The sequence below is a fragment of the Veillonella sp. ZSJB6 genome (genome assembly GCF_051549505.1).
Taxonomy (GTDB): Bacteria; Bacillota; Negativicutes; order Veillonellales; family Veillonellaceae; genus Veillonella.
This window is the reverse complement of sequence record NZ_JBPUGE010000004.1, coordinates 95,094-111,017: the sequence shown is the minus strand read 5'-3', so window position 1 is coordinate 111,017 and position 15,924 is coordinate 95,094. Positions and strand designations below refer to the sequence as shown.

Genomic DNA, 15,924 nt, shown 5'->3' with positions numbered 1-15,924 from the left:
CTACACCCTATTCTCTACGGATTCCATAATAAATTTTGCGCGAAATACTTCTTTTATTTTATCTCTTATAATGACCCAAATAAAGAACTTATTACCACGGCGACGCACAATTTCTGCTTTTGCCACCAAATTAGTACCAGCTCCTACTGGGTTTTTATATTTTATATTTCCAACCTCCGCAGAACAAACAGTAGTCCCCATGACTACCTTTGCGAGGGAATTCGCTTGAGCATATAAATACTGTGGTTCTACATATCCAAATCGATCTTCCATGTCTGCAGTAGTGCGCAACATCGATAATGCTTGTTGCCCTTCCGTGACATCAATCAATTCACCAACCACTTCGTACGGTACATGTTCTACCGTTTCTTGTGACTGACCTGTAGCCATGACGCGTATGCGTTCACGCAATTCAGGAATCCCCAACTCTAGTCGATCAAGACGAATAGTTGGCACACTTACATTAAAGTGTGTTGCCAATTCTTCATCAGTAAGAAATGGCGTAATATTCAGTTTTTCTTGTAACTGCTTTTGGCGCTCTTGCTTCTTTAACCGACTCATGGGACCACCTTTTATGACCTAGTATTAATATTACATCCTAAGTATATACAATAATTCCCCTATTGGCAAGGCTTTTCATACATATAGTAACAGATTTTACTCATATATACTAAATATAGATATTATTTTATGTTTAAGTATCATTTTGTTTATAAAAGTATAAAAAATGCCACTATTCTACAACTTTATATTACTATAAAATAGCGGCACTGACTAATGCATATCAAGTATATTAAGTTATATATATTACTAAAAGTATACAAAAAAGACGCCTACTATTATAGTAGGCGTCTTTTTTTCCGCTCACATATTAAGCATTAGCTACTACTTGCTCACCTTTATAGTGACCACATGTAGGGCAAACACGATGAGGCATCTTAGGTTCGTGGCATTGTGGGCATGCTACATAACCAGGAGCTTCTAATTTCCAATTAGCACGACGGCGATCGCGACGGCATTTAGACAATCTACGCTTAGGTACTGCCATTATCTGCACCTCCTTAGTACAATCATTAGGACAATCTATCATCTTTCTCATCAAGCAAAGCACGTAACTCTGCAAATCGAGGATCCACCACAAAGGATTCACAAGAACAAGGTGAAACATTTAAATTTGCTCCGCAATGAACGCACAATCCTTTGCAATCATCCTGACATAACACTTGAGAGGGCTCATTGATGATTAATGTATCCCTAATTAGTTCGGTTAAGTCAATTTCCTCTCCATCGAAAGGAATCACATCTTCAGCAGCGTCTCTAGAATCACTAAAGATTTCCTCAAAGGAATCCTTACGATCATGCTCTGTTGTAGTTAAACAACGAGAACACTCGTAATCACCTTTAGACTCTATCGAACCTTGAACGATGTAATTTTGACCATCAAACCAAAACTCACCATTAATGGTTATATCATGACGGCTCCAAGGAAAAGCAGTTACGTCACCAAGCTCAGAGGTTGGTATCGTATAGCTATAAGGAAATTTCTTTCCTATATGTTCTTTTGCTTGCTCTACTTGCAGTTTCATAATCTTACCTCGACTCATAATATTATAAACATGACATAGGGCTTTGTCAAATAAAAAAGACTATCTTAAGCGGACTCAAGATAGTCTTTTTGGTAAGTCAATTACATTTTTTCGAATTGGTCTTTACCAACACCGCAAATTGGGCAAACATAATCAGCTGGTTGATCTTCGAATTTTACGCCTTCAACAGCTTCGTCATAAACCCAACCACATACTACGCATACGTATTTTTCCATGAGTATTTCCTCCTTCACTTGAAAATTATTGTTTAATGTTTATCTTTTATAATTCAGATACTCTATCTGTAATGTAGTATATCAAAGATATCGAAACTTTTCAATACTCATTTTCTTAATTTCTCATTTTTTATAATATTTATAAAGCATATATAATATGCGGATTTGTGCTACATTATAATTTGAAATGTATTATCATTTAGGCTAATTATGACCTAAATTTACCTCAATTCCTTTCCCTATTGCTACTCATCTGTCAATATATCTATTAATATAAGTAATCTCCATTATTATACCAATACTTTTTAAAGTATTAACTAAAATAAGACCCAAGGTGTACATAATTTATATATTATACTATTATATATAGAAGAGAATATTGTTATATTATATATTCTAAAAGAACTTAAATATAACTTATTATATAAGTATGTACTTATGAACTCTTACTTCTCTATGCAATATTATCATAATAAGAACTTCACGATCTTAATATGAAATATTGATCAGAGAAATCGTCATTTATATTGTTATCATAGGAGGATTTATGAGAACAGCTTTAACAGAACTTTTACAAATTGAATATCCTATCATCCAAGGTGCTATGGCTTGGGTATCTGAACACAAATTAGTATCTGCCGTTGCTAATGCTGGCGCAACAGGCGTTATCGCCCTTGGTGGTCGTGATGCTGAATGGACACGTAATGAAATTCGTGCATGTAAAGAGTTAACTGATAAACCTTTCGGTGTTAACCTCATGTTAATGGCACCTAATAAAGACGAGTTACTAGAAATTATTATCGAAGAAAAACCTGCATTTGTAACACTAGGTGCCGGTAATCCTGTACCATATATTAAACCACTCCAAGAGGCTGGTATCAAAGCTATCCCTGTAGTCCCTTCCCTTAAATTAGCTAAACGTATCGAAGAAGCTGGCGCCGATGCAATGATCATAGAAGGTATGGAAGCTGGTGGTCACATTGGTAGCCAAACAACAATGTCTTTAATGGAAAACATTTTACCTGAAATCTCTATTCCTGTAGTAGTAGCTGGTTCTATCGTGGATGGTCGCGGTCTTGCCGCTGCATTACTCATGGGTGCAGAAGGTGTACAAATGGGATCTCGCTTCTTACTTGCTGAGGAATGCCAAGCACACCAAAATATGAAAGAAGCCATTATTAAGGCTACAGATACTGATTCTGTTGTAACGGGTCTTCTCTCTGGCCACGGTGGTGTTCGTAGTTTAAAAAATGAATTTACTACTCGCTATTTAGCTGCAGAAACGGATGGCGTTACTACACCTGAAGAACGTACAAAAATGTCTCAAGGCACTAATAAACGTGCTGCTATTGATGGTGATGTGGTAAACGGTGCAGTACAAGTAGGCCAAGCTTTAAATCGTCTTACAGCTATTGAACCAGCTCATACTATCGTTCAAACTGTAATGAATGAAGCTATTATGTCTATTCGTAAAGCTCAACGCCTTCTTGAAATTGTTTAATGAATTAGGAGTACCATATGTTACCATTTCACGGAAAATATCCAAAATTAGATCCTAAAAGTTGCGTCATGCCCGGTGCAGAACTTGCTGGTGATGTAGAACTTAAAGAATATGCATCTATTTGGCAAAACTGTGCACTTCGTGGTGACGTAAACAAGATTGTAGTAGGTCGTTACTCTAATGTACAAGACAACTCTGTATTACATGTAGACGACGATAAAGCATGCGTCCTTGGCGATTATGTAACAATCGGCCACGGTGCCATCGTTCATGCTAGTACAATCGAAGACAATGTGTTAGTTGGCATGGGTGCCATTGTATTAAGTGGTTGTCATATTGGCTCTGGCTCTATTATTGCAGCCGGTGCGGTAGTAAAAGAAAACACTGTCATCCCACCTAACTCTTTAGTCGTAGGTATTCCTGCTCGTATTGTTCGCACAGATGAAACTCAAATTGAACGCATTCACAATCAAGCTTTAAAATATAAACACTTGTGGACTATTGAGTACGGTATGCTTCCTGATGCAGGTGGCGAGGAATACGATAAAAACGCCAAAATCGTATAATCACATATACAATAAAATTTGCACAAATAATCAGAACCACCCGTAAAACGGGTGGTTTTATGATTCGCGACTACGTCGCGAACCAGTCTAAAGACAATAACAAAAGCCGAGGCAATCACTGCCTCGGCTTTCATAATTTATGTGGTCTAAATTTTATTGAATTGTTGGTGCATAAATCGCTTGTCGAAGATCCACCCTACGATGTTCTTCCATCATCTTAGAAATGTCTTCTTATTCGGCAGGTTTCACGCGATTGTTGCCGTCTTTCATAGCTTCTTTCAAGCTAAAGATAACCATTTCATTCATGTAGAAACGCAATTCATCATCATGTACATTGGCCGTATTGCGATCCAAGATATCGATGATTTGTTGTGCATAGTCCATTTTTTCATCGTCAGACACAGTCACATGATTAATAAAAAAGTCTTTATAATCATTATACAAACGATCTAACGCCATGCGTGCATAGCTGTCTTTCTTATAACGATGACTCACAATGTACCAGCTACGACGAACGTTCATATAATACAATGCATTATTGCGGTACCGTTCTTGGCCCTTCATAATACGAGAGTCGTCCATGATATATCTATCTTTTTGATCCAATTGGAATTGTGTGAAAGCATTCACTACTTCACGAACTTCTTCGCTAGGTACAGGAATAGCCACTTCTGCTTCAATCACGTTTAATGGTTCAGCTGGTTGTTCTGGCATCATCAAAGTATCCCGAGCCGCATCCGCCTGACCAACTGCACATACACAAGCAAGCGCCAATACAGGCATAATTTTTTTGAATTTCATACATCCTCCTTATGATAAGCCGCCCCCCGAAGGGCGGCTTTCACAATCCTTACATGAGCCATGAAGAACTCGAATATTCAGATTCGATTATTTTGTAAGACCTGCTTGTTGCATCAACAATGCAATTTGAGCCTTCATTTGTTCATTATCTTCCTTCACAGAGGATAATTCATCAATACGTTTTTGCATACGTGCATTATCATCCTTAACAGAAGACAACTCATGGAGACTTTCTTGCATGCGTGCATTTTCAGCTTTCAACGCTGTTACTTCATCTTGCAACACATAAATAGAGCTGATAGGACCGCCCTTATAACGTTCAGGAACAGCTTTCTTCGCATCGGAAGTGCCGAATTTACGAGTTACACCGGCATTCACCATGTTATGGTGGCTACCTACGGACATCCCTACATGGAACATGGTATCTTCCGCCGTGTAATGTGCAATGCCTAGAGCCGCCGCCGTTTCACCGCGATAGTTGCCGATGCCGGCCATCACCTGAGTCGGTTCCAACGGATCATACTGAATAGGTTTCAACGCTGAAAGTGCCGCCGCATGAGCGCCCACACGTTGCGTTTCGCCCGCTACCGCATTAATGGCATTTGACAAGCCGCCAGTAGCATCTTTCAATTGATTTACGTTAACCGCATCGGTACCGTTTACGCCAGGACCGACATTACTGATTGTATTGCCGCCGTTATCGAGACCGTCTTTTGTGAGGCTCACCTGGTTGCCGCTGGCCGGAGTGATTGTCACGCCGCCACCGTTCATAACGGTCGTATTACCATCAGCATCCTTAGTCGTTACGGTTTCAAGACCTTTCAAGTCCTTCGCCATACGAACCTTAAGGTTATTGTTGCCGTCGGATACGACACCCAAATTATCTTCTGAGGTCAACTTATTGGCATCGGTAATGCCGCCGACTACATTCACCTGTTCATTAAGCCGTTTCTTGATAACCGTACCGGTATCACCACCGTACTTCATACCATCATCTTTGGTTGCCATCTGATGTGTCTTACCGTTTTCATCCCGATATTTAATACGAGTGATTTCGTTTCCGTTAAGGTCAGGATCGCCTTTATCAACGGTAATATCCGCATTGCGGCCGTCCTTACCGCTTAAACCGATGTGACCGACACCGTCTTTACCGGACATGGATACAGCATCTTTACCGTCTTTGCCGGCAATGCCTACCTTGCCGTCCGTACCGTCAGCACCGTTAGGTCCTGTAATGGATACGCCGTCTTTGCCGTTTTTACCGACTTTCACCTTATCGGTAGTTAAACTGTCAGTCTTGAGATCCTTCGCCATCTTGATCGTAACATTACCATTTTCGGCTACGGTCTTAATATTCTCACCGGAATATTTATCATCATTTTCTGTACCTTCACCTTTAATGGTAACCTTTTGACCTAAATCACGATGGAATTCGCCTGTATTACCGGCAAAATCCATACCTTTCTTCGTGATTTCATCGCCCAAGTTGGTAATTTTATTATCCAAGGTCTTGTGAGATTTCTGCAACTGGTCTTCTGTAGCAGCACGACCGCTTGAGATATTATCAGGGTCCCAATCTTTGTTTTCCAGACCTGTCACATAGCCGTCCTTACCGTCAACAGCAACTTTCCCTGCCGCAATCTTGCCGTCTTTGCCGTCGATCGTTACCTTGTCGCCGGCCTTAATGGTACCGTTTTCGCCGTCAATCGTTACATTGCCCGCTTTAATAGTACCTTTATTACCATCGATTTCAACCTTATCGCCGGCTTTGATTGTGCCGGCGTTGCCGTCTATAGCCACTTGTTTTGTCAGATCTGTGCCCATTGTCACCTGATCCTTAAGACCCACTTCATAGTTTTTCGACCCATCCGCATTGGTGCCAGGTGTAACGATAATATTTTTACCGGCTGTCACCGTTGTAGTCGCAGCCGCTGTCGCCTTATCCAATTGGGATTTATTAACCGCATCTTTAGGATCCGTACCGTCGGCTACATTCGTAATCTTATTACCTCCGTTATCGAGGCCATCCTTTGTGAGGCTCACCTTATTACCGCCGGCAGGATTGATTGTCATACCGTCACCGTTGATAACAGTGTTATTACCACCGTTTGTGAAAGTTGTAGACGTTAACCCCTGTAATTCTTTCGCCAATTTTACATTTAATGTACCGTTACCGTCGGATACAACACCGATATTATTGTCGGATAATTTAGCTGCATCAGCACCGCCTTTGATAGTTACTGTATCACCTAATTTTCTGTTGCTTACGGCACCCGTATCACCGGCAAAGTTCAAGCCTTTTTCAAGAGTTTTATTGATATCGGAGATATCCTGTTTATTCTTATTGATGTTCTGCGTATTGTTGGCGATATCTCCGGCATTTTTATTGATGTTCTGTTTGTTACCCGCAATATCCTGTTTATTTTTGTCGATGTCGGATCTATTCGTATTAACTTTGTCGTTAACCTTCTTCAACTGATCTTCCGTAGCACCACGACCGGATACAGCCACTGGATTATCCACATTCCAATCCGTATTCGTGAGACCTGTTACATGACCTGTATCACCATCTACAGTTACAGGGTGGGCAGCACCGACATTGATTTTATTGCCTAAACCGACAGTAAATTCCTTACCGCCATTCGCATTCGTACCTTCCGTTACGGTTACATTCGAATCCTTTGCTTTCACAGTGGATGCCTTCGCAGTACCGTTGATAGCTTTTTGTAACTGACCGTAGTTAACTGCATCATTAGGATTACTACCATCCGCCACGTTGGTAATCTTCTGATTATTCGCATCGATACCGTTCGGCGTTACATAAGTCTTACCGCCTACAGTCAAGCCGTCATTGTTGATAGTCGTACTACCGGCAGTAACGCTGTCTAGACCGGTTAACGTTTTCGCCAATTTTACATTTAATGTATCCGTTCCGTTGGATACAACGCCGATATTATTATCGGATAGTTTTGTCGGATCAGTCACACCACCGACAATATTCGTCTGTTCACCAAATTTACGAGTAAATTGATTAGCTGTAGCCGATGCAGCTTTCACATCACCGGCATATGCCACGCCCTTATCCATCTCCGAAGTAACTGCATGCAATTGACTGCCGTTGATAGCATCCGTAGAAGTAGCGGAAATACGACCTGCCGCTACATTAGTAACTGTCCGTTCCATGCCTGCCTTGCCGACACTTACGGTGGATGCCGGATTAATACCTGCAAAGTTATGTACAGCCCCGTTAATGGTTGCGGAAGGTGTCGCTACAGCTGCTGCCGTTTCAGAACCGGTCCCCAGAGCTACAGCGCTTTCATTATCTACCTTTGTATTATTACCGATAGCCACAGCATTATTCGCCGTCACGGAAGCATTATTTCCGAGAACCATAGCCCCATCAGCGGAAACATTTGAGTTACTGCCCACTACATAAGAATTATCGGCCGTAATACTGTTCTTATAGCCGAATGCACCGGACATATTACCTTTAACAGTACCGTCTGTAACAGTTGTAATTTTATCCTGATCGGCACCTGCACCACTACCATTTGCTTCCGTCGTGGTCATAACAGTAGCGGAACCGATGGTATTTCCTGCACCGATAGCATACGCCTGATTACCGTAAATCGTATTCTTGGAACCAACAGCAGCAGACTCTTTCCCGGATTTAGAACCGTCTTTCATATCTAAACCGACCTGGTTCGTATCACCGATAGAGGATGAACGATTACCGTAAGCACCAACCTGCGTACCAAGAGCAAGAGAATTTGTTCCCCAACTACGTGTCATGATACCGATGCCGGTACTGGCTACACCTTTAGTCAAAGAGTTGATACCGATTGCTGTAGAGCCTGTACCATAGGCTTCGCTCAATGTACCGATAGCCGTAGTTGCATCACCGATAGCCGCCGTATTTGCATATTTACCTTTTACATTAATAGATGCCGAACCAAGAGTGCCGGCGAATTTATCTTCAATTTCCTTGTTAAAGCTCTTTTTAATACCGTTTCCTGCAGCCAATTGAGGCACAGCTGTTTCCAATTCAGTACGAGCCATATCGATATCATCACCGCCGATGGCAACAGATGAATTACCGATAGCTCTTGTATCTGCACCGAGAGCAAGAGACTGTGTACCATAAGTTTTCGCAGTGCTGCCGATAGCTACACCTTGCGCATATTTAGGGTTAACAGTACCGCCATCATTCTTAATTTTTACATTTGTTTCCGCAGATGCACCGATAGCCACATCACCACGAGCACCGTAGGAAGCAGCCTCCGCCCCCATAACAACAGCGCCGGATCCAGGATTACCATGGTGCGTAGAAACAATACTCTTTGCGGAACGACCGATAACGATATCCCCGTTTTCCAAAGCTTGTGCCCCTTGACCTATAGCTACTGTACTTGTAGGGATATTCGTGCCTACAGTACTTTCACCGGCTGCTTTTGCACCTGTACCGATAGCAATAGAATTAGTACCCCGAGCATTTGTGCTATCACCAATTGCGATACCACCGTCATTTTCAGCTTGTGCGTTGATACCATTTTTAATCGGTGCCCCCAAAGCATCCGTAGGCATCATAACGCCCGTCAACATAACGGCAAGCGCAGTAGCACCTACCATTTTAGAAAATACAACCGACAAAGAAGAACGTTTCGTCATGTTCTTTGCCGTTTCCGCTACGACTACGTAACACCCCTTTGTACGATTCCAAATTACTTTAAAAACTCGATTCATCAATCTTACTCCCTTAAATCAAACTAACTATATCCACTTACATAAAAATTACAGTAACCAATCGATAATCACTGAGACTATATCGATTTTCTTAAAATCATATAACTAAAATACCACATTTTACTGTATAAGTAAAATTTTTTTCACTTTATTTTCACATAATTATGAGTCAAAATTATCAATTTTTTCGATATGTAAAAAATATCGAGGCACCGTCACTCGAACAGCCCTCGATATTCTTATATATACTATTAAATTATTCTATTGGATTGTCGGTGCATTAATCGCGGTGCGAAGATCAACCACATGAGCGTCCTCCATCACAAGAGCACCTTTTTCGTCCATAGGTTTCACGCGATCATTGCCGCCTTTCATAGCTTCGTTCAAGCTGAAGATAACCATTTCGTTCATGTAGAAACGCAGTTCGTCATCATGTACATTGGCCGTATTGCGATCCAAGATGTCGATGATTTGTTGCGCGTAGTCCAATTTAACGTTTTCAGATACAGTCACATTCTCTGTAAAGAACTGTTTGTAATCGTTATACAAACGGTCTAATGCCATGCGCGCATAGCTGTCGTTTTTGTAACGATGACTCACGATGTACCAGCTGCGACGAACGTTCATGTAGTACAACACATTGTTACGGTAACGCTCTTGACCGGTCATAATGCGGGAAGCATCCATGTGTTTAGATTACTATTTATCACTCTTTAGTTTTGACTGAATAATCTGCTCTACCATAAGCGCTGTACCCATAGTTAACGCTATAGGGAACAACATTTCTACAGAAAATCTTGAAAGCTCAAGCATAAATACACATGAGGTCATAGGCATTTTTTGTGCGAGTCCTAAAAATGCTACGGCACCGATAAAGGCAGCCATCCCCAATGATATAGGCGCTACAGCAATAGACCAAAGAGTCCCAAATACTATGGCTAGCGTACTCCCCAACATCATAGATGGAGTAATACGACCACCATAAGCACCTGCCGCTAATGCAAGTAGTACTGCTATCCACTTAGAACCAAATAAACCCAATGCATAGGTCCAAGTAATATCATTGGTAAAGGTCAATTCATTCCCAGCTTTACCGTTCCCAAGTATTTCAGGAAAATACATAGATAACGCACCAATAAGTGTAAAGGCTACGATAGATATGGGGATCATAACAGGACTGCTACGATGAATAGCCGGTAACTTACTTTGTGTAATATTAAATAAAACTACACCTAAGGCAACAATAGTACCCAAGGCAATGGAGAATTCAACATAATGACTACCCAAGCTAGGTTGAGCCATTGTATATTGAATAACATCCCCTACACCTGCCTGTCTCGTTACAAAGGTTGCTAATCCACAGCATATAAGAGCAGCACTCATAGCGCGTATATTCCATGTAAGAAGCAATGTTTCCAACGTAAAAATCGCTGCCGATAAAGGTGAATTATAAACGGCCGCAAGACCAGCACCTGCTGCACAAGCAATCAATAGTTGGCGGTCTTCTTGTTTTATATCAAAATGTTTAACTAAAAAAGTTGTAATCCCTGCACTGGCTTCACGTGGTGCGACTTCTCGACCTAATGGTGAACCAATACCTACTGTAATAATTTGTAAAGTTGCATGTAAAACAGTAGTAATAGGATTCATATCCATCTTACCAGATACAGCCGTTTTAATATCTACAACACCTTTACCATATCGGTGAATAAGTACCCAACCGACACCGCCTATAAGACCGCAAATAATCAGTGGTATCAATCGCTCTACTGGAGATACACGAGCTACAGCAGCGCCAAAACTCATATGATCAGCAGCAGAATAATGATATACAAAGTGCTGAATACCATGTAATAAATGTGTATAAGAAGCCCCTACCAATCCCGCTATAAATCCAACGATAATTATGAGGCCTATTAAACGTTTATCAAATGCCATACTTACTCCATTGCTAATACGACTTCGCCTATTTCTAATGTTTTCTTAACATCTATAATACGTTGATTAGATGATCCTCTAAATCGCAATGCGGGATCTTTGAGTTCATCTACAAAGCGACCATCTACGAGAATATCAATTTCATGTAATAAAGCGCTTCTCAACTCATCTTCTAAGATATCATCTATTGTATAACCTGAATAGGCCCAAATTTTCTTTTCTGGTACCGCCGCACGAACTGCCCGCACCACCGGCAATAAACCTTGTACATTTTGGAACGGTTCCCCACCTAACAAGGTTAAACCTGAGCATGTTGGACTTTTCACATAGGATACAACTAAATCAGTTTCAGATTGAGTCCACTCCTTACCGGCATTAAAATTCTGGTATTCTTCATTAAAACAGTTATAGCAACAATGTGTACAACCAGTTACGAATATAGATGTACGAATACCTTCCCCATTGGCAATATCATATTGTCTTATTTGCCCATATCTCATAATTACCTCCATAATAGTGATTATCAACTTTGATTAACACCATATAGATATATTTCTATTTCTTACAAACGCAGTAAAAGCTGTGCCTTAAGCACAGCTTTTACCATGTATTTATAGAAACTATAATTCTAATAATTTTAAATGTGCATTACACGATCTTTGATTTCTTTCGTACGCCCTTCATTCCAGAAATTTTCACCTAGGTAACCACATGTACGACGAATTACAGTTAATTTATCGCGGTTTGTATTGTGGCAACGTGGGCATTCCCATTCATTATTCTCGTTTACCTTAATTTCACCATCAAAACCACATTCGTGACAATAGTCAGACTTGGTATTGAATTCAGCATAAGAAATATGATCATAAATATATTGAATCATAGTCAAAACAGCTGGGATATTATTAGTCATATTCGGAATTTCCGCATAGGAAATACAACCGCCAGTCGATTTCTTTTGGAATTCAGATTCAAAATTAAACTTATCAAATACATTGATTTCTTCACGAACATTAACGTGATAGCTATTAGTATAATATCCTTTATCGGTGATATCTTCAATTACACCAAAGCGAGCACGATCTAGAGAAGAGAATCGATTTGTTAAGCTTTCAGCAGGTGTACCATATAAACCAAAGCCAAGATTATGTTTATCATGCCATAGATTGATAGCATCATTTAAACGATCCATAATTTTCATGGCGAATACACGACCTTTTTCACCTGTGTTAGACTCACCAGTAATCAATCGAGTTGCTTCATAAATACCGATGTAGCCAAGAGAAATCGTTGCATAACCACCAGTAAGGAAGCGAGCGATTTTTTCTCCTTTTTTTAGGCGCGCAATAGCACCGTGTTGCCAATGAATTGGCGATACATCACTCACTACATCCTTTAATAAGTTGTAACGTAATAGTAATGCTTTTTCAGCTAATTCAAGACGTTTATCTAAAATTTCAAAGAATCTTTCTTCACTACCGCGAGCTAAGATGCCAATTTGAGGTAAGTTCAAACTTACAACGCCCATATTAAAGCGACCATCAAATTTATAGTTCCCCTTTTCATCCTTCCAAGGAGATAAGAAAGAACGACATCCCATTGGGCTAAATACATTACCTTCATAGTTTTCCTTCATCTTCTTAGCGGAAATGTAATCTGGATACATGCGTTTAGCCGTACATTGTGCAGCAAGTTCAGTTAAATAGTAATATGGACTATCAGGCGTTACATTATGTTCATCAAGAACATAAATCAATTTAGGGAATGCTGGCGTAATATATACATCAGCTTCATTTTTTACACCCTTAATACGTTGGCGCAAGATCTCTTCTGTAATAAGAGCAGCCTCTTTAGCGTATTCATAATCAGGTTTAAAATACATGAACAATGTAACAAATGGAGATTGACCATTTGTAGTCATCAATGTATTGATTTGATATTGGATAGTTTGGATGCCATCCTTAACCTCTTTACGCGTACGTTTCCACGCAATTTCACGGGCTTTTTCCATATTTGGTTCCATCCCGTAAATCTCAACTTGTTCTTCAATAACATTGTTAAGGATTTTTTCGTAAGATTTACGTACGAATGGCGCCAAAATGCGATCGATACCATTAATACTTTGACCGCCGTATTGACCAGATGCAACTTGGGCAATAATTTGCGTTGTTACTGTACATGCAACTTGGAAGGATTTAGGTGTATCAATTTTCTTACCATTGATAACCGTACCATTTGTTAGCATATCTTCCAAATTGATCAAGCAACAGTTAAACATAGGTTGGATAATGTAATCCATATCATGGAAATGGATAGCACCACTATCATGGGCTTCTAAAATATCTGTAGGAATTAATTTACGGCGAGCGATATCCTTAGATACTTCACCAGCGATTAAATCACGTTGTGTAGATACAATGGCAGCATCCTTATTAGAATTTTCATCGAGAACGCTGACATTACTGCGATCTAATAAACCGATTACATCATCATCAGTAGTATTTTGACGACGTTTAAAAGCTTGAACAGCTTTGTAACCTTCATAGGCACGTGCCGTTGCAGGATTATGATACTCAATCAACTTATAATACACTTGATCTTCAATAGCATAAATTGTCATGTCCTTTTGGAGCTTTGTAGCATATTCTTCAATTTCATCAGCAATACGCTGTGCCAACCCCTCTTCGTACAACCCTGTACTACTATGCTCAGCTTTTTCTATAGCCAAAGCAATCTTATTCTTATCAAATGGTACCTTTGTACCATCCCGTTTAATGACCTGCAACATATTGGCAACCTCCCCATTTTGTTACCGCTGAAATATATGTTAAGACATAGAAAAAAGTATGGAAAACCATACTTTTTATAAATTTATATGTAAAAATGTAAAGAATTATGACTAAACTCTCTATTTTTACCGCTAACTCAGTATACTATATATGGTGGTTGTTTTCAAGAACAAATACAATATAAAGTAAAAATAGGCTCTTTTAGCCATGCCAATACAGCATGAATAAAAGAACCTATATAAATTATAATGTAAAACCAAATAGACGAGTCAAGAAGTTAGATTTTTGACCTACCCAACTAGAAGGAACCGCTGGATAGAATGTGCGATCAGCTAAAAGATCGCGTTCATTGAGATGAATATTCGGCAACAAATCTTTTTTGTACGTACTATCTAATTTAGAAATAGCTTCTACATAGCCTTGATGTGCTTGTACATCACTTTCATTACAGTAACCAGTACCAAAGAAGTGAATTAGACCATTGCGATATAATTCAATAGCTCTATGATAGTTAGCATTGCTATGATTAAAGGAAGCCATATTACATTGAATTAGTATCCCTTTATCTACCCATTCCAACAATTGCTCTGGTTTAGTAAACAATTGACGATGTGTCTCTACTTCACTAATGATAGGAACAATGCCCATATCTAGTAAGCTTAGCAACCATGCATTAATATGGTGAACCTTACTATTTTCAGGTAATGCTACTAACATAAAATGGCTATTACCCAACAAATACTGATTGCGATGAGCAACGATATATTCAACCATTTCATCACAAAGTAAAACGCGAGCACCACCATGAATAGTTACATCCACTTGTTGTTCCCCTACAGCAAGCTTCACATCATTCAATGTTGTTTCCATCTCATCCCATGTATTCATATCCATAGATACGGTTACATCAGGTGTACTAAAAATATCTGTAATACCTTGTTCAGCCAAAGATTTTATCATTTTTACTGATTCTGCCATTGTTTGTGGCCCTTGAGGCCCTAACACAGCTGGCAAAATGCAACCATGTAAGTCAACCACGCGATTCATATTCTTTCCCTTCTACTTACGATAATCCCTTACAGAAATCGTTCTCTTTATAAAGTTCATGTTTATCTCATTTATTTTTCATTTTCTATTCATGATTATATCAAGGGAAAAGTGGCTTGTACAGTGGTTTTTATATAAAAATAGATAAATTATAATATGTTCATTTAATATATTTTTTATATTTTCATGTTATCTTCATTAAAAATACCTCATAATCGCTAAGATTATGAGGTATTTTTACATATTTGTATATTATTAACAATTTAATTTTTAAATGTACTTCGTTTATACCTGATGTAATGAACTAGCTTCACTACTAGAATACCAATAACAACACCAACAGTATCAATCAAAATATCAGAAATCTGAGAGCTACGCCCTGGTGAAAACAATTGTATAAATTCATCAAGACTAGCTATCAACATGCCTAAACCTATGGTCTTTATTACGGTACCGTATGTAATATATCGACGTAGAATCGTATATAAAACACCACCAAGGATTGTAAACTCTGTAAGATGGGCTAACTTTCGAACAATCCTATTCAAGGTCCATATATTTCCATGAAAGCCTAATTTATTTGCTATAGGAGTCAAAGTCTCTGCAAAAAGCAAACTAAATCCATCTGATGATCCACCATTCTGCATAGAATTATCCCATATAAAAAATACAATTAGACCTAATAGAATATATAGTATCCAACGTTTCATATTACTC

Annotated in this window: 12 protein-coding genes and 2 pseudogenes; 2 read left to right on the top strand and 12 right to left on the bottom strand. The window is 39.3% G+C overall.

What is annotated here, in order from left to right; translation table 11 throughout:
• The 4 genes from fapR to ACSV5T_RS06565 all read right to left on the bottom strand — a co-directional run bounded on the left by fapR (position 1) and on the right by ACSV5T_RS06565 (position 1,822).
• A complete protein-coding gene (gene fapR / locus ACSV5T_RS06580) occupies positions 1-561 on the bottom strand; it encodes a transcription factor FapR (protein ID WP_005386980.1) in 561 nt (186 codons plus the stop codon).
• Positions 562-871: 310 nt separating this feature from the next.
• A complete protein-coding gene (gene rpmF, locus ACSV5T_RS06575) occupies positions 872-1,048 on the bottom strand; it encodes a 50S ribosomal protein L32 (protein ID WP_004693428.1) in 177 nt (58 codons plus the stop codon).
• A 25-nt stretch (positions 1,049-1,073) separates the two neighbouring features.
• Positions 1,074-1,586 (bottom strand): YceD family protein, encoded by a 513-nt coding sequence (locus tag ACSV5T_RS06570; RefSeq protein ID WP_295793519.1) that lies wholly within the window; start codon positions 1,584-1,586, stop codon positions 1,074-1,076.
• Between the two features lie 101 nt (positions 1,587-1,687).
• Complete coding sequence (locus tag ACSV5T_RS06565; RefSeq protein WP_004693422.1) at positions 1,688-1,822, bottom strand: rubredoxin; 135 nt, start codon at positions 1,820-1,822, stop codon at positions 1,688-1,690.
• Between the two features lie 547 nt (positions 1,823-2,369).
• Between ACSV5T_RS06565 and ACSV5T_RS06560 the strand changes: the two genes are divergently transcribed.
• On the top strand, positions 2,370-3,323 hold the full coding sequence (locus ACSV5T_RS06560; RefSeq protein ID WP_438320567.1) for a nitronate monooxygenase: 954 nt from the start codon (positions 2,370-2,372) through the stop codon (positions 3,321-3,323).
• Positions 3,324-3,340: 17 nt separating this feature from the next.
• Positions 3,341-3,889: a gamma carbonic anhydrase family protein gene (locus ACSV5T_RS06555; protein WP_156719554.1), complete on the top strand. Its 549-nt coding sequence runs from the start codon at positions 3,341-3,343 to the stop codon at positions 3,887-3,889.
• A gap of 153 nt (positions 3,890-4,042) precedes the next feature.
• Here the strand turns inward: ACSV5T_RS06555 and ACSV5T_RS06550 are convergent.
• The 8 genes and pseudogenes from ACSV5T_RS06550 to ACSV5T_RS06515 all read right to left on the bottom strand — a co-directional run bounded on the left by ACSV5T_RS06550 (position 4,043) and on the right by ACSV5T_RS06515 (position 15,917).
• A pseudogene (locus ACSV5T_RS06550) lies at positions 4,043-4,690 on the bottom strand (hypothetical protein).
• A gap of 87 nt (positions 4,691-4,777) precedes the next feature.
• Entirely contained in the window at positions 4,778-9,433 is a 4,656-nt protein-coding gene (locus ACSV5T_RS06545; protein WP_438320566.1) for an ESPR-type extended signal peptide-containing protein, read from the bottom strand.
• 261 nt (positions 9,434-9,694) lie between these two features.
• Positions 9,695-10,120: pseudogene (locus tag ACSV5T_RS06540) on the bottom strand (hypothetical protein); the annotation flags it as partial.
• A 12-nt stretch (positions 10,121-10,132) separates the two neighbouring features.
• Positions 10,133-11,371: a chloride channel protein gene (locus ACSV5T_RS06535; protein WP_438320565.1), complete on the bottom strand. Its 1,239-nt coding sequence runs from the start codon at positions 11,369-11,371 to the stop codon at positions 10,133-10,135.
• Positions 11,372-11,373: 2 nt separating this feature from the next.
• A complete protein-coding gene (gene nrdG, locus ACSV5T_RS06530; RefSeq protein ID WP_295825005.1) occupies positions 11,374-11,871 on the bottom strand; it encodes an anaerobic ribonucleoside-triphosphate reductase activating protein in 498 nt (165 codons plus the stop codon).
• Positions 11,872-12,008: 137 nt separating this feature from the next.
• Entirely contained in the window at positions 12,009-14,159 is a 2,151-nt protein-coding gene (nrdD, locus tag ACSV5T_RS06525; protein WP_295825007.1) for an anaerobic ribonucleoside-triphosphate reductase, read from the bottom strand.
• A 244-nt stretch (positions 14,160-14,403) separates the two neighbouring features.
• Entirely contained in the window at positions 14,404-15,207 is an 804-nt protein-coding gene (locus tag ACSV5T_RS06520) for a CpsB/CapC family capsule biosynthesis tyrosine phosphatase (protein ID WP_438320564.1), read from the bottom strand.
• Positions 15,208-15,470: 263 nt separating this feature from the next.
• On the bottom strand, positions 15,471-15,917 hold the full coding sequence (locus ACSV5T_RS06515) for a VanZ family protein (protein WP_438320563.1): 447 nt from the start codon (positions 15,915-15,917) through the stop codon (positions 15,471-15,473).
• Positions 15,918-15,924 lie beyond the last annotated feature (7 nt).

Bases quoted from the DNA above. Each gene is read 5' to 3' on its own strand.
- nrdG (WP_295825005.1), bottom strand. From the start codon at position 11,871: ATGAGATATGGGCAAATAAGACAATATGATATTGCCAATGGGGAAGGT.
- ACSV5T_RS06555 (WP_156719554.1), top strand. From the start codon at position 3,341: ATGTTACCATTTCACGGAAAATATCCAAAATTAGATCCTAAAAGTTGC.
- rpmF (WP_004693428.1), bottom strand. From the start codon at position 1,048: ATGGCAGTACCTAAGCGTAGATTGTCTAAATGCCGTCGCGATCGCCGT.
- ACSV5T_RS06570 (WP_295793519.1), bottom strand. From the start codon at position 1,586: ATGAAACTGCAAGTAGAGCAAGCAAAAGAACATATAGGAAAGAAATTT.
- nrdD (WP_295825007.1), bottom strand. From the start codon at position 14,159: ATGTTGCAGGTCATTAAACGGGATGGTACAAAGGTACCATTTGATAAG.
- ACSV5T_RS06535 (WP_438320565.1), bottom strand. From the start codon at position 11,371: ATGGCATTTGATAAACGTTTAATAGGCCTCATAATTATCGTTGGATTT.
- ACSV5T_RS06545 (WP_438320566.1), bottom strand. From the start codon at position 9,433: ATGAATCGAGTTTTTAAAGTAATTTGGAATCGTACAAAGGGGTGTTAC.
- ACSV5T_RS06520 (WP_438320564.1), bottom strand. From the start codon at position 15,207: ATGAATCGCGTGGTTGACTTACATGGTTGCATTTTGCCAGCTGTGTTA.
- ACSV5T_RS06560 (WP_438320567.1), top strand. From the start codon at position 2,370: ATGAGAACAGCTTTAACAGAACTTTTACAAATTGAATATCCTATCATC.
- ACSV5T_RS06515 (WP_438320563.1), bottom strand. From the start codon at position 15,917: ATGAAACGTTGGATACTATATATTCTATTAGGTCTAATTGTATTTTTT.
- fapR (WP_005386980.1), bottom strand. From the start codon at position 561: ATGAGTCGGTTAAAGAAGCAAGAGCGCCAAAAGCAGTTACAAGAAAAA.
- ACSV5T_RS06565 (WP_004693422.1), bottom strand. From the start codon at position 1,822: ATGGAAAAATACGTATGCGTAGTATGTGGTTGGGTTTATGACGAAGCT.